At 50.1% G+C, this 23,334-nt stretch carries 21 protein-coding genes and 1 tRNA gene; 13 read left to right on the forward strand and 9 right to left on the reverse strand.

Translation table 11 applies throughout. The features are described 5' to 3' along the window. Window positions 1–189: 189 nt before the first annotated feature. The 5 genes from C1A10_RS07290 to C1A10_RS07310 all read left to right on the forward strand — a co-directional run bounded on the left by C1A10_RS07290 (window position 190) and on the right by C1A10_RS07310 (window position 4,696). On the forward strand, window positions 190–1,308 hold the full coding sequence (locus C1A10_RS07290) for an AAA family ATPase (protein ID WP_242968880.1): 1,119 nt from the start codon (window positions 190–192) through the stop codon (window positions 1,306–1,308). A gap of 1 nt (window position 1,309) precedes the next feature. Next, window positions 1,310–1,624: a plasmid mobilization protein gene (locus tag C1A10_RS07295; protein ID WP_101909618.1), complete on the forward strand. Its 315-nt coding sequence runs from the start codon at window positions 1,310–1,312 to the stop codon at window positions 1,622–1,624. Continuing rightward, window positions 1,624–2,643, forward strand: coding sequence for a relaxase/mobilization nuclease domain-containing protein (locus tag C1A10_RS07300; RefSeq protein WP_180951037.1), 1,020 nt, complete (start codon window positions 1,624–1,626; stop codon window positions 2,641–2,643). The genes C1A10_RS07295 and C1A10_RS07300 overlap by 1 nt, the downstream gene beginning before the upstream one ends. Window positions 2,644–2,667: 24 nt before the next feature. Then, on the forward strand, window positions 2,668–2,961 hold the full coding sequence (locus tag C1A10_RS07305) for a hypothetical protein (RefSeq protein ID WP_145997707.1): 294 nt from the start codon (window positions 2,668–2,670) through the stop codon (window positions 2,959–2,961). Between the two features lie 82 nt (window positions 2,962–3,043). Next, window positions 3,044–4,696, forward strand: coding sequence for a recombinase family protein (locus C1A10_RS07310; protein WP_101909621.1), 1,653 nt, complete (start codon window positions 3,044–3,046; stop codon window positions 4,694–4,696). Window positions 4,697–4,730: 34 nt separating this feature from the next. Here C1A10_RS07310 and C1A10_RS07315 read toward each other — a convergent pair whose 3' ends face one another. After that, complete coding sequence (locus C1A10_RS07315; protein ID WP_101909622.1) at window positions 4,731–6,488, reverse strand: ABC transporter ATP-binding protein; 1,758 nt, start codon at window positions 6,486–6,488, stop codon at window positions 4,731–4,733. A gap of 64 nt (window positions 6,489–6,552) precedes the next feature. Next, the gene (locus tag C1A10_RS07320) at window positions 6,553–7,170 is read right to left on the reverse strand and encodes a TetR/AcrR family transcriptional regulator (RefSeq protein WP_101909623.1); all 618 of its coding nucleotides are present in this window, start codon (window positions 7,168–7,170) and stop codon (window positions 6,553–6,555) included. Window positions 7,171–7,347: 177 nt separating this feature from the next. On the opposite strand from C1A10_RS07320, the gene C1A10_RS07325 reads away from it, so the two are divergent. Beyond that, on the forward strand, window positions 7,348–7,977 hold the full coding sequence (locus tag C1A10_RS07325; RefSeq protein ID WP_101909624.1) for a flavodoxin family protein: 630 nt from the start codon (window positions 7,348–7,350) through the stop codon (window positions 7,975–7,977). A 68-nt stretch (window positions 7,978–8,045) separates the two neighbouring features. Here the strand turns inward: C1A10_RS07325 and C1A10_RS07330 are convergent, their stop codons facing one another. The 6 genes from C1A10_RS07330 to wsfD are packed head-to-tail and all read right to left on the reverse strand — an operon-like array spanning window position 8,046 to window position 16,276. Then, the gene (locus C1A10_RS07330; protein ID WP_101909625.1) at window positions 8,046–8,897 is read right to left on the reverse strand and encodes a diguanylate cyclase domain-containing protein; all 852 of its coding nucleotides are present in this window, start codon (window positions 8,895–8,897) and stop codon (window positions 8,046–8,048) included. Next, the gene (locus C1A10_RS07335; protein ID WP_180951038.1) at window positions 8,887–11,058 is read right to left on the reverse strand and encodes a cellulose biosynthesis cyclic di-GMP-binding regulatory protein BcsB; all 2,172 of its coding nucleotides are present in this window, start codon (window positions 11,056–11,058) and stop codon (window positions 8,887–8,889) included. The genes C1A10_RS07330 and C1A10_RS07335 overlap by 11 nt, the downstream gene beginning before the upstream one ends. 20 nt (window positions 11,059–11,078) lie before the next feature. Continuing rightward, window positions 11,079–12,329, reverse strand: a complete 1,251-nt coding sequence (locus tag C1A10_RS07340; protein WP_101909627.1) for a glycosyltransferase family 2 protein — start codon at window positions 12,327–12,329, stop codon at window positions 11,079–11,081. A 10-nt stretch (window positions 12,330–12,339) separates the two neighbouring features. Then, the gene (locus C1A10_RS07345; protein WP_180951039.1) at window positions 12,340–13,641 is read right to left on the reverse strand and encodes a DUF2334 domain-containing protein; all 1,302 of its coding nucleotides are present in this window, start codon (window positions 13,639–13,641) and stop codon (window positions 12,340–12,342) included. Between the two features lie 5 nt (window positions 13,642–13,646). Then, a complete protein-coding gene (locus C1A10_RS07350; protein WP_101909629.1) occupies window positions 13,647–14,789 on the reverse strand; it encodes a hypothetical protein in 1,143 nt (380 codons plus the stop codon). Continuing rightward, on the reverse strand, window positions 14,780–16,276 hold the full coding sequence (wsfD, locus tag C1A10_RS07355; RefSeq protein WP_101909630.1) for a glycan biosynthesis hexose transferase WsfD: 1,497 nt from the start codon (window positions 16,274–16,276) through the stop codon (window positions 14,780–14,782). The genes C1A10_RS07350 and wsfD overlap by 10 nt, the downstream gene beginning before the upstream one ends. A gap of 279 nt (window positions 16,277–16,555) precedes the next feature. Here wsfD and wecB point away from each other — a divergent pair, with 279 nt between their 5' ends. Continuing rightward, window positions 16,556–17,665 carry a non-hydrolyzing UDP-N-acetylglucosamine 2-epimerase gene (gene wecB, locus C1A10_RS07360; RefSeq protein WP_242968860.1) on the forward strand — a complete coding sequence of 370 codons (1,110 nt, stop codon included), beginning with the start codon at window positions 16,556–16,558 and terminating at the stop codon, window positions 17,663–17,665. 335 nt (window positions 17,666–18,000) lie between these two features. On the opposite strand, the gene C1A10_RS07365 is transcribed toward wecB, so the two are convergent. Continuing rightward, window positions 18,001–18,076 (reverse strand) — tRNA-Val (locus C1A10_RS07365). Window positions 18,077–18,345: 269 nt separating this feature from the next. Here C1A10_RS07365 and ruvC point away from each other — a divergent pair. From ruvC to C1A10_RS07395, 6 genes are read left to right on the forward strand one after another with little or no spacing between them, the layout of a single operon-like run. Then, window positions 18,346–18,837: a crossover junction endodeoxyribonuclease RuvC gene (ruvC, locus tag C1A10_RS07370; protein WP_101909631.1), complete on the forward strand. Its 492-nt coding sequence runs from the start codon at window positions 18,346–18,348 to the stop codon at window positions 18,835–18,837. A gap of 41 nt (window positions 18,838–18,878) precedes the next feature. Continuing rightward, complete coding sequence (gene ruvA / locus C1A10_RS07375) at window positions 18,879–19,478, forward strand: Holliday junction branch migration protein RuvA (RefSeq protein WP_101909632.1); 600 nt, start codon at window positions 18,879–18,881, stop codon at window positions 19,476–19,478. Window positions 19,479–19,496: 18 nt separating this feature from the next. Beyond that, entirely contained in the window at window positions 19,497–20,549 is a 1,053-nt protein-coding gene (gene ruvB / locus C1A10_RS07380; protein ID WP_101909633.1) for a Holliday junction branch migration DNA helicase RuvB, read from the forward strand. Between the two features lie 46 nt (window positions 20,550–20,595). Beyond that, complete coding sequence (glmM, locus tag C1A10_RS07385) at window positions 20,596–21,936, forward strand: phosphoglucosamine mutase (RefSeq protein ID WP_101909634.1); 1,341 nt, start codon at window positions 20,596–20,598, stop codon at window positions 21,934–21,936. 12 nt (window positions 21,937–21,948) lie between these two features. Next, window positions 21,949–22,809: a class I SAM-dependent methyltransferase gene (locus C1A10_RS07390; RefSeq protein WP_101909635.1), complete on the forward strand. Its 861-nt coding sequence runs from the start codon at window positions 21,949–21,951 to the stop codon at window positions 22,807–22,809. Between the two features lie 12 nt (window positions 22,810–22,821). Further along, a complete protein-coding gene (locus C1A10_RS07395; protein ID WP_101909636.1) occupies window positions 22,822–23,301 on the forward strand; it encodes a DUF1648 domain-containing protein in 480 nt (159 codons plus the stop codon). Window positions 23,302–23,334: the final 33 nt, after the last annotated feature.

Below are 23,334 nucleotides of genomic sequence, written 5' to 3' on the forward strand. Positions count from 1 at the left end.
CAATTTATTTTCCTTATGTCGTAAGCAGGTAAGGGAAACACTATACACGTTGAGCATCCGTTGAAAAACGGGTGCTTTTTCTGTTGCGGTTTTTCTTGAAACCAATACGAACGGGAGGAAAGCAAAATGAATAATGAAAACAAAAAGAACGAAAGGATGTGCTTCGATACCATCGGCGGCGCGACGCTGATGAGCACGCCACTCCAGCCGCTGCGGTTCGTGGTGGACTCGCTCATCTCACAGGGGCTTCACGTCCTCGCCGGTTCTCCGAAAGTCGGAAAGTCGTGGCTGGCGCTCTGGCTGTCGGTCACGGTGGCAAAGGGCGAGCCGGTATGGGGTATGAGAACGCGACAGGGCACGACGCTCTATCTCTGCCTTGAGGACAGCAGACTACGCATCCAGAACCGGCTGTTTGAAATCATGGAGGACGCGCCGCCCAGCGTTCACTTCTGCACCGACGCCTTCATCATCGGTGACGGTCTGGATGAACGGATCGAAACCTTCATCGATGAGCACCCCGATACGGTATTTATTATCATTGACACGCTGCAGATGGTGAGAGGCTCGGGATACGACAACACCTACGCCAACGACTACCGCGACTTGTCCGTTCTGAAAAAGCTGGCGGATAGGCATGGCGTCGCAATCCTGCTCATCCATCATCTTCGCAAGGAGGGCGCCGATGATGTGTTCAATCGCATCTCGGGTACGACCGGCGTCCAGGGCGCTGTCGATTCCAGCTTCACCCTCATCGAGGACAAACGCGGCAGCGGCAAGGCGAAGCTCTCCTGCATCGGCAGGGATATCGAGTATCGGGAAATCTGTCTTGAGCGTAACGAGGATAACGTCTGGGAGAAGGTATCAGACAGCCGAGAACAGCCGGAGCTACTTAGCGACGCCATTATTTCTCTTCTCTCTGCATTTATGAAAACCGCTTCTCATTTTATCGGCACTCCGACTGAGTTGGCGGATAGGCTGTTCAGTCAGAGCGGCGATAAGATATCTCCGAAGAAAATCTCCCAGAGAATTCTGCAAAACACCGATGCGCTCATGGACTCGGGAATCACTTTCGACATCCGTCGTAGCAACGGCAAACGCCTCATTGAGCTAACCCGTGCCGATGGTGACGATAGTGCCGATAAAACGGGGACTACTCCAGATACCCCAAACATCGTCCCTATCGACCCTGTATGCGGGGGCTTGGATACGGAAGCTCTCCCTTTGGGAGAGGCAAGCAAAGCGTCCGGCTATACGCCGGTCGCAGTAAGCGGGGCGCTGCCCCACACCCCAGTGACGAAAGGAGCATGACATGGAGAAATTAAAGGATAAAAAATTCGCGTTCCGAGTAAGGGAGCGCGACCTGAATCAGATCAGATTGAAAGCAAAACGGGCAAAGATGACGGTCACGGATTATCTTGTTGCCTCGTCTCTGGGCAAGGATATCGTCGTCATAGATGGCGTGGAACCGCTCATCGGTCAGCTGAAAGCTGTCGGTAAAAACCTCAATCAGCTCACCACACTGGCGCATATGGGCAGGATTCAGGCCGTCAGACTGGACGAGGTCAAGGAGGCCTTTGGCGATATCGCTGCCGCCCTTCGTGACCTGACCGGGGAGGTGAAATGATGGCGACACTCACAAGAGTCAAGGTAAAGCACGCCTCCTGCGGGAGGATGCTCGGCGCACTCTCGTATGTTCTTCAATCCAAAAAGGTGACGTTCGATGGCGTCCGCGTCGAAACGGGACATAATTGTACACCCTACACCAGCTACCTTGAAATGATGACGACCAAGCAATCCTTCAAGAAAACCGACGGCGTCAATTTCTTTCACTATGTTCATTCCTTCTCCAACAAGGAGAACATCACGCCGTGGCAGGCTAATGAAATCGCACGCGAGCTTGCCGAAAGGCTGTTCCCCGACAACGAATGTGTCATCGCCACCCACAACGATACCGACAATCTCCACTCGCATATCATCGTCAATTCGGTCAGCTTCAGGGACGGCAAAAAGCTTCATATGTCTCCGACTTCATTACAAGAGCAGCGGCAGGTCAACGATGAAATCTGCAGAGCGCATGGGTTCTCTGTACTGGAACCCTATGACGGGCAGAAAAGAAAGAAGCGGCTGACGCCGGGCGAATACCGCGCCGCCATGCGGGGCGAGAGCTGGAAGTTCTGCCTGATGAAGGCCATCGACGAGGCTCTGGAATACTCCCCCGACAGGAAAAGCTTCATCCTGAACATGGAATACGAGGGCTATGAGGTGCGCTGGGACGATGCGCATAAATACATTCTATTCACCACGCCGGAGGGCCAGAAGTGCCGTGATCGCACTCTGCACGATGACACCTACCTCAAGGAAAATCTTGAAAAGCTGTTCGCCTACCGCACCGAGCATGGATTCACTCCGCAGACACCAGAGCCACCGGAGGGCTGGCTGGCCCAGGTAAATTCGATGGGTAAGCTCGCCTCAGATGCTGTTTGCCTCGGCAAAAGTGTTGAGAAAATGATGGATGTGCCGTCAGCATTAAAGCCTTTTACCCCCACCGACAGCAAGCAGAAAAAGCGAGAGACGCTCAAAAAGCTGGCGCAGGGACACAAGCTCCGGAGCGAGCAGGATCAGGATATGAACCTGACAATGTAACCCGTAATGGAGAAAGGAACTTTTATGGACAGAGAAAAAATAATTGCAAGGCACTATCTGGAGACAGGAATTCTCGGCTCTTATGAAACCGCCGAGGTAGTACACGAGGAAGAAGAAAACGGAAAATATGCCCCTTGCTTTGAGGACGCTACCGTCTTTTTTGATAAAACGCAAACGACAACCAATCGCTCCATGTGCATTGAGGGCAGGCGGTATCGCATCTGCTCGGTGTTCCCGGTGGAGACGAAGCAGACCCCCACGGGCAAGCTCCTCGCTCTCATTGACACCGAGCTTGAAAAAGAAACGCACAGTGCCTGAATTCAGTAGACTTGCGGAAACCGGTGCGGTATGATGTGGTTACCGTACCGGTTTGCCTCAAAAGAAGGAGGTTAAATACAAGATGGCAAACCAAAAATACAACATACTTTATGGCAGGCTAAGCCAGGAGGACGAGCTCAAGGGTGACTCCAACAGCATCCAGAACCAGCGTATGCTCCTTGAAAAATATGCGAGAGAAAACGGCTTCACCAACGAGAAATTCCTGTACGACGACGGTTATTCGGGCACCAACTTCAACCGCCCTGCATGGAACGAAGTAATGAAGCTAATCGAGAACAGCGAGGTGGAAACGCTTATAGTGAAAGACCTTTCGAGGCTGGGACGTGAATATCTGCAGGTGGGCTATTACACGGAAATCTACTTTCCCCAGCGGGGTGTCCGCTTCATTGCGGTCAACGACGGCGTCGATTCACTCTATTCGGAAACCAATGATTTCACCCCGATGCGCAATTATTTCAACGAACTTTACGCCAAAGACTCCAGCAAGAAGGTACGCATAGTGAAACGGGCGCAGGCCGAACGCGGCGAGCTCCTCGGCGGCAGGCCGCCTTATGGTTACAAGAGGGATGAAAACATACGAAAGGGCGTCGTACCCGACGAGGAAGCGGCGGGCGTTGTAAAGCGCATCTTCGGCCTCTGCGCCGAGGGAAAAGGCCCGAACCAGATCGCGAGGATACTGACAAAAGAGCAAGTGATGAATCCGTGTAATTATTACTACCGGAAGACCGGCGCCTCACATAGAGGGCTGGATACGACCAGACCGTATCATTGGAGCGGCAGCACGGTTACCGGCATCCTCGACAACAAGACCTACCTCGGGCACATGGCGGGACTTCGATCCACGACGCTGTCCTACAAGAACAAGAAGCTCATCCGCCACCCGGAATCGGAGCAGATTCTGGTGGAAAATACCCATGAGCCGCTGATCACACAGGAGTTATGGGACATCGTGCAGGACGTCCGCCAGCACAAGAAACGGACGCCGAAGCAAATGGACGAGCCGAATATGTTCTCGGGACTGGTGTACTGCGCCGACTGCGGAAAGACGCTGGTGCTCCACCGGGCACACACGATGAAGGCGACACAGAACAACTTCATGTGCTATACCTACAAAAAGAAGGGCAAGGAAGTCTGCACGGCACACTATATCCGAGAACAGGATTTGACGCAGATCATCCTTGACGACCTGCGTAGGGTGACGCACTTCGCGAGACAGAAGGAAAGGTTGTTTGCCGAGTACATCAACCGGAAGAACAGCGCGGAGCTTCGCCGGGAGATCAATACCGTGCAGAAGGAACTGGATACCATGCGGCACAGGAACACTGAACTGACGGCGCTTTTCAAACGGCTTTATGAGGACAACGTGCTGGGGCGTGTTACCAACGAACAGTTCCGCATCCTCTCCGGCGATTATAACGTAGAGCAGAAGGAACTCTCGGCCTCCATTCCTGAGAAAGAAGCGCGGCTGGAGAAGCTCAAGGATTCCGCCGCCAACGTGGAGGCGTTCATTGAGAAGGCCAAGCGGTATACGGAAATCAGTGAGCTGACACCGGAAATTCTGAGGCTGTTCATCAGTCGTATTGAGGTCGGGGAACGCGGTGAAAAATACTCCCGCACCGCCGAGCAGAGCATCCGTATCCTCTACCGAGACGTGGGTGTAATGGACAGTGTGGTGCCGATTGAAGAAAATATGGAACAGGAAAACATTGCATAGGAACGCATGAGGCGAACAACTTTCGCCGTCCGCCTCATACATATAGATTTAGTTCACAAAATGTCCCTATGAACGTTAACAGAAGCAATTCGTGGTGTTTCCCTCTTTCCGCAATCTTTCCGTTTTTAAATACCAGAATCAGATCCGCATTTTGAATCGTAGATAAGCGGTGCGCAATCATCAATACTGTTTTGCCTTTCGTCAAAGTTTCGAATGCTTTTTGAATGAGGGCTTCATTTTCCGGATCCGCAAATGCGGTGGCTTCATCTAAAACGATAATGGGAGCATCTTTCAGAATCGCTCTGGCCAGTGCAATTCTCTGGCACTCGCCTCCGGACAGATAAATTCCTTTGGTTCCGATGACCGTATCAAGGCCGTCCGGCAGCTTTTCGAGTAGGTCCTTGCACTGGGCCGAGTAAGCCGCGGCAAGCACCTGTTCACGGGTTGCGTCAGGGCGGGCGGCCCGGATGTTTTCAAAAAGACTTGTCTTGAACAGGCGCGTGTCCTGAAATACGAATGCGACCTGATTCATAAGCGCTTTTGAAGAAAGCCGGCGCACATCCATGCCGCCGACAAGAACGCTGCCCTCCTGCACATCCCAAAACCTCGGGATCAGGCTTGCCGCTGTGGATTTGCCGCTTCCGGAGGGGCCGACCAGCGCCACCGTTGTTTTTTCCGGGATTCGGAAACTGATCTTTGACAGCGCGGGAACAGCAGCTTCCGGATAAGTGTAAGTCACTTCCTGAAACTCGATCCCCGCATTTAAGGGGACTTTCGGCTCTGACGGTTCCTCCATGGGGGAAATACTCATAATCTCTTCGAGTTTACGAACAGCTTCATCGGCCTGCATTTTCGCTTCGCTGGCATACATAATGCGCATCATCATCAAGGCACACATAGGAGTAAACAGAATATAAAACAGGAGATCGATCAGCACAGCCCATCCACTTGAAGCGACGCCGCACAAAAGCATCCCGGCAGGAATCAGAAGAAGAAATGTCCCGTTCAGCACAGTCGTAAATCCGGTCATCGGGTTTCGGCAGGACATTGCATAATCTGAAGCGAGATCACGGTAACTCATAATCGAGGAATAGAACGTTTTAAACGAGTAAACTGTCTGCTGGAACACCTTGACTACAGGGATACCTCGGACGTATTCTGTGGCTTCCGCACTTAAATTTTCAATTGCTTTCTGATAGCGGCTGAAGAATCTGGCGTTTTTACCGCCCATCATGCGGATTAAAAGAACTACGGCAATGACTATCGGGACAAGGCAAATGAGCCCCATCCTCCAATCAAAGACAAACAAAAGAACGATTGCCGCAACCGGGGTGACAACCGCGCCTACTAAATCCGGCAGCTGGTGTGCCAGGAGGGTTTCTGTCATGCCTGCATTATCATCAATGATTTTTCTCAGCCGTCCCGACTGGTTAGCGGTAAAATATCCAAGCGGGACGTCTACCAGGTGTTCCGCGGCGGACTGCCGCATATTTTTAGCCGTGCGGAAGGCGGCAAGATGTGTACACATCAGGGCTGCGAAATAGATCAATAAACTGGCGGCAGCAAGCCATAGCGCAATCCATCCATATTGAATCAGCCCTCGTGCGGAACTTAGGTTTGTGAGCGAACTGAACACACCTCTTGCCACAAACCAGATGCAGATATACGGGGCCATAGCCAGAACGGCCGATACGCCTGAAAGGGTACAACCTAATATGGTCAGTTTTTTATGGCCGCCCGCATAGGTCATGAGCTGAGAAAGGCTGCTTTTCTTTTTTTCTTTCCAATCCATGAGATCACTCCTTTTTATCATTTATAGTTAGTTACAACTAACTATATGTCAAAAATAATAGGACTTAAAGCCCCATGATTTTTTGCCATCCGGCAGAATAAAATGTTCTCAGTTCTTTTACATAAGCGATGGCTTTTTCTTTTGGCATATCATGAATAACCGTCTCAAAAAATGCGGAAAACAGGCCGCTCGCAAGGATATGCTCCAGCTGAGCGTCTAAATGATTTACTTCGTGTCCTAATCTTTGCAGAATGGAAATGAATTGGTTTGTAGCATTGACTTCAATCTCTACCATCGTGTGAACGAAATGTTCGTATTCAGTTCCTTCCGAACAGCATAAGATCAATTTAAAGGGTTCAAAATGTTCATAAATATACCCGACCATCCAATCCATACAGTCGCCGGATATTTTGCACATTTGCGCCAGCTGCTCATCCGGCGGGAGATTTGCAAAAACGTTTTGCGCTTCATTGAATTGATCTAAAAATACTTTTGCGGGTCCCTGTACAAGGGCGTCAAATAACTCTTTTTTACTTTTGTAGTATCCGTAAAAGGCACCGGTGGTCACACCGGCTTCCTTGACAATGTTTCGAAGGGAAGCGGAGCGGAACCCTTTTGCCAAAAACTCCTTTTTCCCTGCAAAGAGGATGTTCTCCTGTGTATTCGGAATTTGGCTGTCCAATAAAATACCTCCATATAACAATGTTATATGACACTGTTATATTATAATGAAAATTTTTACTTTCGTCAAGAGGCTTTTTAAGAAAAAAAGACGCGTGATAATACGCCCTTTTGCTTTATAGAGTTGATAATCGCTCATGAGTGAGGTAGTATAGAAGAAGAAACGGAGGTATCTGAAATGAAAGTATTGATGATCAACGGAAGCTGTCACGAAAAAGGCTGCACATATACTGCGCTCTCTGAAATTGCGGCCGTACTGAATGAGCAAAAAATCGAAGTTGAAATCTTCCAACTGGGAAGCAAGCCGATCAGGGATTGTATCGCATGCGGAAAATGTGCTGAATTGGATAATGCCTGCATTTTCAATGACGATTTCATCAACGAGCTTATTATAAAAGCCGAAAAAGCGGACGGATTTATCTTTGGCACGCCCGTTTACTATGCCCATCCCAGCGGACGTATTCTTTCGGTGCTTGACAGGGTGTTCTATGCGTCGAAAGGCGTATTCTCCCACAAGCCCGCGGCGGCGGTTGCTTCGGCAAGACGTGCCGGAACAACTGCTTCTCTTGATGTCCTCAATAAGTATTTTACGATTGCCGAGATGCCTGTTGTCTCTTCCAGTTACTGGAATATGGTGCATGGCAACACTCCGGAGGAAGTGAAGCAGGATGAAGAAGGACTGCAGTCCATGAGGAATCTCGGGAGAAATATGGCCTGGCTGCTTCGATGTATTTCCGCTGGCAGGGAGCAGGGTGTAAAAATACCTCAAAATGAAAGCGATCACAGGACCAATTTTATCAGATCATAAGGGTAAAAGCAAAAACGGAGCGTTTCTTCATCAGTGTGAAGAAACGCTCCGTTTTAGGATCAACGCCTTTAGACATCATATTCAATACGTTTTTTAGCCTGCTCCAAAAGTTGAAACGGGGAATCAATCTGTTCAGAATAACGTATGGTCCCTATACGCATATCCAGGGCAATTTTACGTTTGCCGGAGGCATCCCTTAAATCAATTTTTTCCAGCTGTTTTTCCACACGGTCAATTATAACATGTATGGAATCGGAGTCGGTAAATAAAAGGGTTCCCCAAAGGTAAGGGCTGCTGTCAAGGAGGTAAACCGCGTCTTCTTCTCTCAGGCAGGAAGTGATCACCTCTGAAACCTGTTTGACCAGACGCTCCAGTCCTCCCGGCCCTATCATCTGAGCCAGTTCACGCTGGAAGCGGAACTGCCACAAAAGCAGCACAAGCTCCATCTTGTACCGGCGGGATATCTTCATATACACATGGCATTCTCTCTCATAGCTGCGCATATTTTTCAGTTCGGTGAGTGAATCGACGCCTGAAAGCCTTACAAGCTGTGACCGAAGCCGCTCATTCTCCTTCTCCTGTAACAGCGTACGTCTGGTAAACAGATGTGTGGCAGCAGTCACACAAGGGGACCATACCATCCAGAAATAAACATCGGGCGTAAACGAGACCCCTTTGAGTGCGGAAAACAGGATTAGATAGGTCACATAGCCGAAGATCAAGACCATGTTTAAAATAAGACCTGCGGTGAGGGAAGAAAAGTACGTGGCGATTGCCACTGCAAAAACAACAGCTAAAATGATGGCGTTTTTCAGTAGATAATCGGGAGATGCCGCGACAAATAACGTACAGATGAAAAGCAGAAGCAATATGCATACGAAAGAAAGATCAGCGATCAGAGCGTTTTTATCACCCCTCATAGTTCCCCTTCTTTCTGTACTTGACAAGTAAGGACGCCGCCGCAACAGCCAAAAGGAACAGGACGAGCGCCGTTGCCAGCAGCAGCCGCTTCACGTCGCCGCGTGCAGCCAGCTGATCTAAAACAGGAGGCCTGTCGGTGTTGTCTTCCGGTTTGAAACGGTAGGCAAACACCTGCTTTGCGTCAGCAACAAAGCCATCTCCATAAATCTTCCAGAGGTTTTCTGAAGAGCCGATATAGTCTGCCGCGCGCAGCATCGCTTCATCGCTGGCGCCTGTTACAGGCATCAGCGCACGTTTGTCCTCACTGTAAGGGGAATCGAGCAGTTGTACCGTCCCTAAAGAAGTGCCGTAATTGGGGTCAATCAGCATTTTTTCATTGGAAAGCAGCGTTTTCCCATCCGCGCTGAAGCGGAAGAACAGGGCATCGTTTACCTGCTGAGCAAATTTGTTTTCGCTGAAACGGCCGATGCTGATAATATTTGCCTGCTTCAAATCCCCGGGCTCGGACATATGGGCCACGCACAGCGATCCGGTGTTGTCCTTGAGGGACTGCCCAAAGGTCAGCATGATTTTTCGAAAGGCTTCATAATCGGCGGAAACCGGTTTGTCCGGCATGACTACCACCACATGATTGAAGCTGCCGTCTTTCATAAACGGACTGGGATAATTTTCAAAGAACAATGTATCAATCTCCGTGGAGGACAGTTTGAGCATACTTTCATTGGAAATCCAAGCCCAGGGCGTTTCCGATTGATTAACAGCACACCAGAGGTCCTTCATTTCGAGATCGAACGAAACTCTTACGGTAAAGTTGCCGCTGATTTTCAAATCTGAGGGAATGTCCAGCAGGAGGGTATCCCCCTGCGCCTTTTCCCGCGTCAGCTTTTTGCTTCCTACCGGATTCTCATTCATGTAAACGGTGACCAGAGAACGATCAAAATCAAGGTTTTCCGCGTAACGGATTGCCAGGCTGATTTGGCTGGAATACGAAAGCCTTCGGTTTGCGGGATATTGAATAAAAAAAGAAGCGCTCTGACGAAAAGGGCCCTTTACATAGCTGCCGGATTCATCCGTTAACCTCAGATACTGCTGCGGTTCCGATTTTGGACTGCGCACATCCTCCTCTGCGCTTACGGGGCGAAAGGCAGTCTGCAGCTGTGCCATATAAGAAGCGTTTCCAAGCAGGCGGGCAGCGTTCAGAAGGGCGTCGCCGCTGTTTCCGGTAATCAGAAGCACAACCGCCCCGGCATCGTTTTGAACAAGGGTTATGATGGCGCTTTGTTCGGCGGCCTGTCTTTGTTCGAGCGTCAGACGGTCTTTGACAACAGGAAAAAGAGAATCGTACCTGCTGATGAAAATGCCGTATTTTTCTGAAAAAAGCGTTTGCTCATCCGGAATGGTCCGAAATGCGATATTTTCGTAAAACATCTGTGACTGGCCGGAAATCCCGGCTAATACAGCAGCCGCGGCACTCAGTTCCACATCATCAGGATCTGAACCGATTACAACTGCGCTTTGCCGGTTTTCCAGCGCGTCAATCGCAGTAAACTGCGCGTAGTAAGCGGCAAGTGTGTCGGAGGATGCCCGCGGAAAGTAGGAAATCGCGAAAGACGATTCCTTCGATAGTTCCATCCAGTTTGCTTTGGAAACATCGTCCACGCAGGGCGACGAATCTCTTGTACGGACAGAAGCTTCTATGACCAGATCGTTGGAACCTTGCCGGATTGCCTCTGCCGGAAGGGTTACCGTAAGCTCCTGTTTCGTGCCTGTATCGGGAAAAATACGGGCAGAATAAAAGTTCTGTCCGTTTAAAGACAGCGTAAGATCGGAAATTGTATTGTCCGCCAATTGGGAAGCGCTGAAGCGCAAAGTAAGCGAAGCACTTAGAATCTCCCAGTTTCCTGCGGAAAAATGCTCTGTACATTGTGAAAATAAGCCGGTCAGGCTGTACGCGCTGTCAAATGCCTCCTGATGCAGATAGGGAGCCGGTTCCTCCGGTGCGGGAGATACGGACGCAGCCGGAAAATCTGCCGGAGACTGATCCTGTACGGCTCTGTCCGGAGAGATGTCTTCTGCGTACGCAGCCAAAGATCCGCCAAAGGCGGCGGACAGCGCTATCACAAATGTCAAGACGATCAGCCGGATTCGTTGATACTTCAAGACTGCAATTCCTCTGTTCTTTATTGAAATCGTTCTGTTTTGTACCATTTGGTCTCATGGTGAAAGAGTTTGTCCTTTAAATACTGGAAAAGTCCATAAGCGGCAACCACCATCCACATTTTTGAGTAGGTAAAGTACATCGCGCCGATCATTGCGGCATTGGAAAGCGTCAGTTCCCCTTTTTCCGTGGTAACGGTGACAAATGTCCCCAGAATGAATAAGATGATTGCCAAAATCCAGAGGAGGTTGCTGAAGCTGGCAAGGGTGGTGTGGATCAGCCCGCTTACATTCATCAGCAATACACTGTCGGAAATGATGAGTGAGGTGAGCAGCAGAAAATAAGTGGATAAAAAATAACAGATATCAAAACGGATATGGCCCGCTCTCGGATTAAAAAGTAACGGAAGATTTTTCACAAGAACATAGATATTTCCTTTTACCCAGCGCGTCCGCTGCCGAAACCAGACTTTAAACGTTTGGGGCTCCTGTTCCCATGTGACCGCCTGGGGTAAAAATTTGATAAAATATCCCATCAGATAAATTCGAAAGCTAATTTCAGTATCTTCTGCAATTGCGTGAATATCCCAGCCACCCATCTGTTCCAAAATTTCGCGCCGAATAATAAAATTCGTACCCGGGATGGTGCATAGTTTCATGAGTTTCCACCGCCCTGCCTGTGCCATCCACTGAAAAGCCAGCGTTTCAATATTAATAAAGCGGGTTAACCAGCTGGCATCTTTATTTCTCGTACGAAATTTTCCGATCACGGCACCAAGAGAAGGATTGGAGCAGATTTCTGACACAAGCAGTCTCAAAGCATCGCGTTCCGGGGTGTTATCCGCATCATAAATAACAATGTAACTGCCGCAGCACTGCTGAAAACCGATGTTAAGGGCATTGGATTTTCCTTTTCCGCCTGTTAAGCTGTCCGTGTTGATAATTTTAATGGTTCTGCCGGGGTTTTTTTCACGGATATCTTCTAATAGCTGTGCGCTGTTGTCGGACGAATTATCATTGATTACAATAATTTCGTATCGGTTTTGCGGATAATCAAATGCCAAAAGAGAAAGCAGAGTCTGGGAAATTACAATCCCTTCATTGTGGGCGGGAACCATAATAGAAACCATAGGAAAATCCTTCGGCTGCACAGGAACATACCCGATACTTTCCACGTAATACCGGTATCCTCCTGCAATCAGAACAACATTAAGCAGCAGCAGAGACCAGATACAGACTAAAGAAGCCAGCATAAGCCAGTCTACAAGATTCAAATTGCCTCCCTCAGTCCCGATAAAATTTCTGCCGGTTTATTCTGCGCCCGATATGGAGCAAGATGACGAACACGAGAATACTGATTCCGACGATTGCGATGAGTATGCGATTAGTTTGTGTAAAAAAACCGGCCATATTTGCCTGTTCCACAGGCCGGTAAACAAACTGTGCGTCTTCGGGCGATTCGTCGTAAACAGGTGTGCTTTCCCCCAGTACTGACCGGTAGTCTGACAAAGTGAGCCAGCAGGTTTTTATAGATTCGATTGCCTGCGAAAGTGCTTCCTGAGATTCAAACAAATGAAAACCAATCATGGTATTGATCGGCAGCGCACCAAAGTTTTTTTGTGCTGGAACTATATTTTTAAGTTCTTCAAAGGGAATTTCGAAAGGAGGAAACTCCATATCCAAAATCAATACCCCCTCCTCCGAAAATGCATTTTTTGCTCTCGCTATCTTTTCCTCAAGGGGTTCCCGTTCTGTTTCATACTCTCGAACAATCGGCTCATGCAGCACGACAGAACCACCTTTTGACTGTACATACCGCAGCGCCTGCGTATAACGGTGGAAAGCGGGATAATCAAGATTGTCATAAACAGGCATCACTCTGACAATAAAAGGAATGCCGTTTTGATAAAACTGATCAGCAGTCAGATAAAGCATGTCAAGATCTGAAAAGGGATACACTTCGTCAATCAGAACGTACATTTGGCCTGTTTGCTGGTGGTCATCTCTAAACAGGCGGCTCATCACTTCGCCGAGCACTACGGCGCCCAAACCATCCTCCTGAAACCACGGAAGGTAAGCGATATTGCCAGACAGTACGGCATATGGAATGGTTTCTCCGGAAAACAGTTCCAGGTTTCCGTATACTTCTCCGATATAGGTATCAATCAAATCAGCCGGTTTCCGCATAAAAAAAGTTTGTGCATGTTGTTGGTAGGTAAGACGGATTTGTTGATTTTCCATCGAAATCGTATGAATTCCATCCACCGGGCCAGCCTGTTCCCCAATACAGATTGTCGGGATTCCATCGGCCAGCGCGTCTCGATAGGGCCGGTTGATTGTTGTAACCAGATACTCATAATTTTTCAGAAACCCCTGCCGGTAATTACTTTCTGAAATCGCATCTACACTTTTTCCGGTGGAACGGATCAGTTCTTCTAGTACCGCGCGCCCATTGTTTTCATCACAGACTAAGAGAACCTGTGCTGTTTTTTGATTATTTTCCTGTGGGGAAGCAGCAAACACATTGGCTGGAACAAGCAGGATTACGGCCGCAGCAAACGCGATTGCCCGAAAAAACAGCTTCAATAAAATCATCCTTTGCTGGTATTTGTGGTGACAGCCTGCGCACGCAGAGCGGCAAGCGCCATTAAATTATCAAATGAATAGGCTTCCCGGGTTTCAGCATTTGCAAATGCCCCATAAAGCTGGCTTTGTGTATCGGTAATCTGAAAAGCTTTCATGCGGTCAACTGCCAGCCGCAGAAGCTCCGAATCCTTTTCAGAAGCCCCTAATAAAACGCACAGCGCATACACGGCAGTGGATTCCACTTTGGACACGGGATGCCCCTCCTGCGAATATTCCCCGTAAACAGGGCCTTCTTTCAGCCTTTGGCGCAGCCATGCCGAGGTAGAGGGCGGGCAGGCGCCTGCCTCTGATAAATGCAGGGCGGTCAGCAGCGCTTCCGCCATGCGGATGGTTCCAGAAGAATAGGTCGCGGAATCTATTTGATAGCGGGTATGAAAAAAGGGAAAGAAGTCCCCGAGGTAACCGTTCAACAGAATTTTTCGCATGTTGGATTCGACTTTCAGCCAGCGGCGATCCGTTTGACCAAGCAGCCGCATGGTTTTCAGATCGGAAAAGCAGAGGGTGCTGGTCTGCCCGGCTTTTTCGTAAGACTCGTCATAAAAATCCAGCAGGAAACCGTCCGCAACATTCGTCTGATAAAGCCTGCCGGCATATTGTTCGGACAACGCTTGATACGAAGCCTCCGAAAACGCTTGCGCACCCTCCATCAGGCCACGCAGGATACGCAGATCGTCTATGGACGCGTTGACCGGATAGCGGTTTCCGTCTTCCCGGACACGGTAGGAAATGATGTTTCCGGAATCCATTGCTTCCCGAATAAATGTAAGCGTGCGTGTGAATTGCTGTGTGTCTGCGGTCATCGCGTAATATCGCAGCATCAATCCCTGCGATTCGCTCAGTACCTCATGTCCCGACGCAAGTGCGCTTCCCGGAGAGCCGGGAAGATAGTTTGTGAAAATGCCGCCCCGGCTGTCCGTCAGCTCCGTCTGTACAAAGCGCAGGCACGCCGATTCTTCCACTCCCGCCGCGGCAGGCACAGATAAAAACGGTTCCTTCAAAGCGGAGGATTTTTCCTCCGCCCGGCATCCGGTGCATAAAATGCAGCCTGCAAAAAATACCCCCAGCAGGCGGGAAAGCGCTATTTGCATAATACAGCCTCTTTTTTGAGCAGTTGTTCAGCGGCTTGCTTTCGGGAAGAATGCCGGCTTGCCCGCCATTGAATCCATACAGTGGAAATTAAAATAAAATTTGTAAAGTCAAAAGCCGCGTTATATAAAAAGATATGTTTGGACAGATCTGCGTCTCCCGCGCCTACAATCGAAACGCCGATTTGCGAAAGACCCATCAATACTGCGCACGCAATGACCCAGGTGCGTTTTCTGTCCCGGAAGCTGATTGCCAAAACCGCTCCCAGCCAAAGAATCATAAAACCAACCGTGCGTGGAACCAGCCGCTCTTTCATCATGCTGTGCAGGGTAAAGAAAGAGGTCTGCGCGCCCGGTGCTTTGCCGGCCGATCTTTCGTAATTCCCCATAGCGGCTGGGCGGATGGAATAGGCATTTTGTGCCGCATGGTCAAGCATTTGCAGCAGGCTGTCCGGATGCTCCATGTAATAGGCGGCTACCGAAACAAAGCCGTAATTCGGGTAAAACCGTGTTTTCAGATCTTCGCCCTCCACATCGGCCGCGGGGTAACGCTCAAAATAAATGGAACCGTCAAGCAAAGCGTACTGGGGATCAATGTGAAACTGCGCAAGCGCCTCCTCGGGATTCTTCGAGGACGGAAGCACGCCGCGCGTCATGGCGTGATATTGATTAATCTCTACAAAATTCTGCGGGATAAGCAGGTATACGGCCGCCCCGGAAGCACAAAGTAAGGAAGAGCACGCAATAACAGAAATCCGCCTGATTGTCCTTTGTTTTTTGGATGGCCGCTCATCCGGATTTTTTCTGCGGAGCATGACAGGCAGACACAGCAGTCCCAGCAGAATTCCCAGCGGCGCGTTCTGCTGCTTGGCGCAGACCAGTACGAGACTATTCATCATATAGGCTGAAATCAGCACCCATGAACGGTACCTGTGCTGTCCCAGCAGCAACATGCAGGCCATAGCCGTTAAAAAGCTGACAAAGACAATCCCCTCGGCATAAAAGGAATTGAAATAAGCCAGATAACCGGTATCCGCAAAAAGCAGCACCGCCAAGGCGGCAATTACGTAACCGTAACGACGCTCAATTCCCCAACTGGCGTAGTCAACCAGCAAATAAATTGCAATCAGTGCCCAGATGCAGAGCGGCAAGGCAAGAAACCGGATATCAAAAATTTCATCGTTGCCGGTGAATAACCGGTCAAGCAATAAAGCGCCTTTTATAAACGGTGTCTGGGAGGACAACAGGCTGTCTGTGTTCTCATTGAAGTACTGGTAAATTCCAAATTTGCTGGAAGAATAATCAAAGTACTGGTCTTCCTGATATTTGTCTAATTTATAGATTCCATTTCCCTGTGTCACACGGAAAAAATCTCCGTTGTCGGCCATCCCGATGATGGGATGGACGAATAATACAAAAATCATGATACAGGCGGCGGCAATGGCCGCAGCTACTGGCGGAGACGGAGCAGAAAACGTTCGTTTATTCAAAAAATTACCTCATTTCTGCTTTTTATCCATCAACGAAAAAGGCAGGTTTTCGTACAGCGGGTTTGCAGCTGTCAGCAGAAAACGCCCTAACATCAAGTTTCTCTGTTTATAAAACAATAGAAAGCGGTATAACCGATAAATTCTTTTTGGTTTGGCTACATTATAACATTCAAATTTTAAACAATAAATTCGTTTCCCTTGATCTTTCCACGGATGGAAAAAGTTTATTAATTAAAAATTTGGATTTTGCCGGAGGAGATAGGAAATGGAGAACTATCTGTGAAACAATTAAAAACGATGATGGTGTTTGGCACACGGCCCGACGCTATTAAAATGATGCCGCTGGTATATGCGTGCCGAAAACGTCCCGAAATTGATCTTTCTGTTTGCGTCACTGCACAGCATCGGGAACTGCTCGATGATGTGCTGTTTCGTTTTCATGTGCAGCCGCAGTATGATTTAAATATTATGAGGCCGCGTCAAACTCTGACAGAAATTACCACGCGCGTGCTGACGGGGCTCGCATCCGTTTTTGAACAGGCCAAGCCTGATGTTGTCCTTGTGCACGGAGATACCACCACCGGTCTAGCGGCCGGTTTGAGCGCCTTTTATCATCAAATCCCCGTGGGACATGTCGAAGCCGGGCTGCGTACCGGGAATCCCCATTCGCCATTCCCGGAGGAGATGAACCGCACAATTCTCGGGGATTTATGCAGCGTCCATTTTGCTCCCACCGAGCAAAACAGGCAAAATCTTTTGGACCGGCATGTTTCAGGTAAGATTTATGTCACAGGAAATACTGCCATCGACGTATTGCGTTATACGGTGAGCGAGACTTATGTGTTTTCGCAGCCCGTGCTAAATACGATTGATTATCGCCAAAAAGTTATTTTGCTCACTTCTCATCGAAGAGAAAATCTGGACGGGGGCTTGTCAGAAATTTTTTCTGCTGTGCATATGCTTCTGGAGGCTTTTTCGGATATTAGCTTTTTATTTCCGGTACATCCGAACCCCGTGGTGCGCAGGCAGGCCCAGACCGCCTTTCAAGGAAATAAAAGGGTATGTATGCTGGAGCCTTTAGACGTGTTTGATATGCATAACCTGATGAACAGATGCTATTTTGTGATGACTGATTCCGGGGGAATTCAGGAAGAGGCGCCCGCGCTGCATAAGCCTGTACTGGTGCTGCGCAGAGAGACTGAACGAATCGAGGCGGTACTTGCCGGAACAGCGGTGCTTGCAGGCGTGGAAAGAAATGAAATCTTTACCTGCGCGTCCCGCCTGCTGCGAGAACCGCTGGCTTATCAGAAAATGTCGCTGGCAAAGAATCCGTTTGGTGACGGCTATGCGAGCGAGCGAATCGTTGACGCGCTGGTGAAAATCGTATGAATGATAAATTGGATGTTTCATTTTTAGCAGTTGTTTAATTGGCCGCTATTGCTATTTTGGTTAAATAACGCAACCTCCATGCGAAGCTCATCTTTATACAGGTATTTTTAAATTAAAGAACACCAAAATACCCTCAGCATAATAAGATGCTTGGGGTAAAAACTATTGTGTGATACAATATTCTTACTTAAGGCTTATGAGAGGTTTTTTCTGTTGGTCTATCACAGCGAAGATATAATTCAAGAGGGCTTAAAGATGTGTTTGATCGCGCATCTTTAAGCCCTCTTTTTATACAAAAAATAATGCCGCCCCAGCTATTGCCGGAACAGCACCCCTGGTGGACGGTAACGGGTTCGAACCGCTGACCCCCTGCACGTCAAGCAGGTGCTCTACCAGCTGAGCTAACCGTCCGTTTATGACCATGTATTTTGGCGACTCGTTTATTATATTATACTTGTCCGTAAATTGCAAGTAAAAAATTCATAATATTTTTAAATTTTTCATTTTAAGAAAAAACACCAAAATATACCTTTTTCCGCAGCTGCTTGTTTGGGCAAATTGCAAAAAAATGTCCCCCTAAACTCGGTAAAACCGATGGACAAGGGCTTGTTACATGCTACTGCAGTATGATATAATTAATCAGATATGCCGATAGGTATGCCGTCAGCGCGGGAGGACTTATGATTATCTTAGGAATAGATCCCGGATACGCGACCGTGGGGTTTGGAGTGGTGCAGTATCTGTATGGCCGATTCCAGCCGGTGCGCTTTGGCGCGATTACGACTCCACCTGATCTCGAGTTTCCGGCCAGACTGAAAATGATTTATGACGATATCTGCCTGGTTTTGGAAAAGACCTGTCCGGAAGCATTATCCATTGAACAGCTTTTCTTTTCCAACAACAAAACAACAGGAATTGATGTGGCGCAGGCAAGAGGGGTAATCCTGCTGGCGGCTCAGCAAAAAAACATACCTGTTTTTGAATATACTCCCAATCAGGTAAAACAAAGTGTGGTTGGTTACGGACGCGCGGAAAAAAAACAGGTTATGGAAATGACACGTCGGATACTCGGGCTGGAAAAGGTCCCCAGGCCGGATGATACCGCCGATGCGTTGGCGTTGGCCGTATGTCATGGGCACTGTTCCGGCTCACTGCTCAGCTATTTAAAATAGCCGGTTAAAACAGATACATATAGAAATGGATGGGAAACGCCATGTACTATTCTCTTACCGGAAAACTGGTTCATACGGAAGCATATCTCGCTGTGGTTGACTGCGGCGGTGTGGGCTATAAATGTATGACCACAATGACCACGCTGTCCTGCCTGCCTCCGGTCGGAGGGCAGACAATTCTGTATACCCACTTAAATGTAAGGGAGGACGCACTGGATTTGTACGGGTTTTACACCCTGGCGGAGCTGTCTTCCTTTAAAATGCTGATTGGCGTTTCGGGGGTCGGCCCCAAATCTGCGCTTGCCATCCTTTCGGATATGACGCCGGACAGGCTTGCGCTGTGCATTGCTTCCGGTGATTCCAAATCCCTGACAAGGGCCCCGGGAATCGGCCCTAAAGTGGCGCAAAGGCTGATTCTGGAACTGAAAGATAAAATTACAAATGAAGAGCTTGCCGCAGGTGTGGGAAATGTAAGTGCGCAGTTATCCAACGAGTCTTCCAAGGTTGGGGAGGCCGTTGCGGCGCTGTGCGCGCTTGGATACAGCCAGTCCCAGGCCGCGCAGGCGCTTGCCGGCGTGTCCCCGGATGCCGCGGTGGACGAGATGATCAAATACGGGCTGAAAGCCATTGCGAAAATGTGACGCTAGGAGAAGTTGCGGATGTTTGACAAGGAAATGGATTTTGAAAACCGCATCGTAACCCCCGACTACGCGGCCGAAGACGGCGATGCGGAGCTTTCCCTGCGCCCGAAAACGCTCAGCGAGTATATCGGACAGGAAAAGGTCAAGGAAAATATGAACATTTTCATCCAGGCCGCAAAAGGGCGTGGGGAGCCGCTTGACCATGTGCTGCTCTATGGCCCTCCGGGGCTCGGGAAGACGACGCTTTCCAATATCATTGCGAATGAAATGAATGTAAATATGCGCATAACCAGCGGTCCGGCGATAGAAAAACCCGGAGATTTGGCCGCTTTGCTCACAAATCTTGCTCCAAACGATATACTGTTCATAGATGAGATCCATCGGCTCTCCCGCGCGGTGGAGGAGGTACTTTATCCGGCGATGGAGGACTATGCGCTCGATATTATTATCGGGAAAGGCCCGTCGGCGCGTTCCATCCGGATCGACCTGCCGCATTTTACGCTGATCGGGGCTACGACCCGTGCGGGACAGCTGACCTCGCCGCTGCGCGACCGGTTCGGCGTCATCCAGCGTCTTGAGCTGTACACGGTGGATGAGCTGTGCACGATTGTACAGCGCAGTGCGGGCATCCTGAATATTCCGTGCGAAAAAAAAGGCGCATATGAGCTGGCCCGGCGCAGCCGGGGCACCCCTCGTATTGCCAACCGTCTGCTGAAACGTGTGCGGGATTTTGCGCAGGTGATGGGAGACGGGACGATTACGCAGGAGGTTTCCTCCATGGCGCTCGACCGGATGGAAATCGACCAGCTTGGCCTGGACTCCATCGACCGCAGAATGCTCGAAACCATTATCAGGCATTACAGCGGCGGCCCTGTGGGGCTGGAGACGCTGGCGGCGGCTGTGGGCGAGGAATCGGTGACGCTGGAAGATGTTTATGAGCCTTATCTGATGCAGATCGGATTTTTGGCGCGCACGCCGCGCGGGCGCTGCGCCACCCCGCAGGCATACGGGCATTTGGGTATTAAGATGCCCGGCGCCTGCGCCGATCCTGACCAGCTGAGCCTGGAATGAGCGGGATGCCCGGGGATCTCACGATGATTTTGGAAGGAGAACGGAAATGGGGAGACTATTTGGGACAGACGGTGTAAGGGGGATTGCCAACGGCGATCTGACTGTCGAGCTTGCCACAAACATCGGCAGGGCGGCGGGAATGGTGGTGGAAGAGGCAATCAACCGTCAGCCGACCTTTCTGGTAGGAAAGGATACCCGCCTTTCTTCCGATATGCTGGAGGCGGCGCTGGCCGCCGGGCTTTGCAGCACGGGGGCAAATGTAGTGCTGCTGGGGGTGGTTCCCACACCCGCAGTCGCTTATCTTGTAAAACGCTATGGGGCAGATGCCGGAGTGATGCTTTCGGCAAGCCACAACCCGTTTGAATACAACGGAATCAAAATTTTCAGCAATGAAGGGTTTAAACTGCTGGATTCGCAGGAAGAGGAGATCGAACAAATTGTGCTCGACCAGCTTAAGCCCTACCAAATTCGTTCAGGCGGGGAGATTGGAACGATCACCCGTGCAAAGACTGCGGCCGACGATTATGTGGAGTATCTGAAGACAACGGTGGAGTGTGACCTGACCGGCCTGCGGGTGGCGCTGGACTGCGCAAACGGAAGTGCAAGCGTGACCGCGCAGAAATTGTTTGAGGGATTGGGTGCCCATTGCGATGTTTTTCATGCGAATCCCACCGGGCGCAACGTGAACGACCACTGCGGCTCCACCCACGTGGAGGAACTCGGGAAGTTGGTCAGGGAAGGCAGCTACGACGCGGGGCTTGCGTTTGACGGCGACGCCGACCGCTGCCTTGCTGTGGATGAGTGTGGCGAACTGGTGGATGGCGACCGGCTGATCGCGCTTTTCGCATACCATTTGAAAGAGCAGGGCAAACTGAAAAATAACACGTTTGTAGCGACAGTCATGAGTAACCTGGGGCTGTTTCAATTCGCAAAATCGCATGGCATTGAGACACGGGCCACAAAGGTGGGGGACCGGTATGTTCTCGAATGCATGCGGCAGGAGGATTTCTGCATCGGCGGGGAACAGTCGGGACACATTATCTTCCGCGATTACATGCCTACCGGTGATGGACAGCTCACAGGCATACAGCTTTTAAGCCTGTTGAAACTCTTCCAAAAGCCCCTGTCGGAAGCTGCCGGCGTCATGCGGGTCTTTCCGCAGACGCTGCTGAACATACGGGCCACCCCGCAGATGAAAGCCGCGCTGGACAGTGACGAGCAGGTGCAGTCATGTATCCGCAGCCTGAATGAAAGCCTCGGGGAGAACGGGCGGATTCTGGTGCGCCCTTCCGGAACGGAACCTTTGATCCGCATCATGGTTGAGGGGCAGAATCTGACGGAAATTGAGCAGATTGCGCAGAAAATTGCGGCGGTAATCCAAAATTAAGGAGATTGAAACATGCGGGCAGCAACCGATTGGAAGGATTTTGAAGTGCTGGATACCAGCAGCGGGGAAAAACTGGAGCGCTGGGGTGATGTCACGCTGATCCGCCCCGATCCGCAGATTATCTGGAACACGCCGAAAGACGGCGCGTGGCAGAAGGCAAACGCGCGGTATCTCCGCTCCAATTCGGGGGGAGGAAACTGGGAAATCCGGTCCATGCCGAAAGAGGAATGGGTCATCGGCTACCGGGACTTGAAATTCCATATCCGTCCCACAGGGTTTAAGCATACCGGGCTGTTTCCGGAGCAGGCGGTCAACTGGGACTGGATGCGGGAACAGATTGCAAAAAGCGGGCGGCAGCTGAATATTCTCAACCTGTTCGCCTATACGGGCGGCGCCACGCTGGCATGCGCGGCGGCGGGTGCAAAAGTCTGCCATGTGGACGCCTCCAAGGGGATGGTGCAGTGGGCGCGGGACAATGCCGCGCTCTCCGGTTTGTCGGAGAAGCCCATTCGGTGGATCGTCGACGACTGCAAAAAATTCCTCGAGCGGGAAATCCGCCGGGGAAACCGCTATGACGGCATTGTGATGGACCCGCCGTCTTATGGGCGGGGGCCGGGGGGAGAAGTCTGGAAGCTGGAGGACTGCATCTATGAGTTGGTTTCCCTGTGCACACAGGCACTTTCCGAAATGCCGGTATTCTTCCTGCTCAATTCTTATACAACCGGCCTTTCGCCTTCGGTGATGGCGTATATCCTTTCCTGCACAGTCAAAAAAACCTATGGCGGAACCGTAACAGCCGATGAAATCGGCCTGCCGGTCAAAAAATCGGAGCTGGCGCTGCCCTGCGGCAGCACGGCTGTCTGGGCAAAATAGGAGGGCTTTCCGGTGAAAAAAGTTCCTTTTTCCAAATTTCAGAATGGGCTGGAAGGTGTGTCACTTTTTCTGCTGGGCTATCAGGGCTTCTACCTGATGATGGGGTGGGATTCCATCCCCAATAAGATCCCCACCCACTTTAATGCCGCCGGAATTCCGGACGGCTGGGGCGGGAAAGGAACTTTGTTGACACTGTTGGGCATCTGCCTGCTGATCTATCTGCTGATTACCGTTGTGCTGTTTGTCCCCAAAATGTGGAACGTCCCGGTTACAATCACCGCGGCGAACGAACAATTTGTCTATGGGAATATGAGCAGGATGCTGAGCACCATAAAACTCAGTATCACCGGCTGTTTTACCTACATAAATATTCGGTCGGCGCAGGGAGGGTCGCTGGGCGCATGGTTTATGATCATTTTTCTGCTTGCCATGTTCGGCTCAATGGCTTATTATATTTTAAGAACTGTGCGGGGCGCAAAGAAGTTCCAATAGAGGCTTGTCCGCCAAGAATCCAATCAAAAGAGG

Source organism: Marasmitruncus massiliensis (genome assembly GCF_900186535.1).
In the GTDB taxonomy this organism is placed as follows: domain Bacteria; phylum Bacillota; class Clostridia; order Oscillospirales; family Ruminococcaceae; genus Anaerotruncus; species Anaerotruncus massiliensis_A.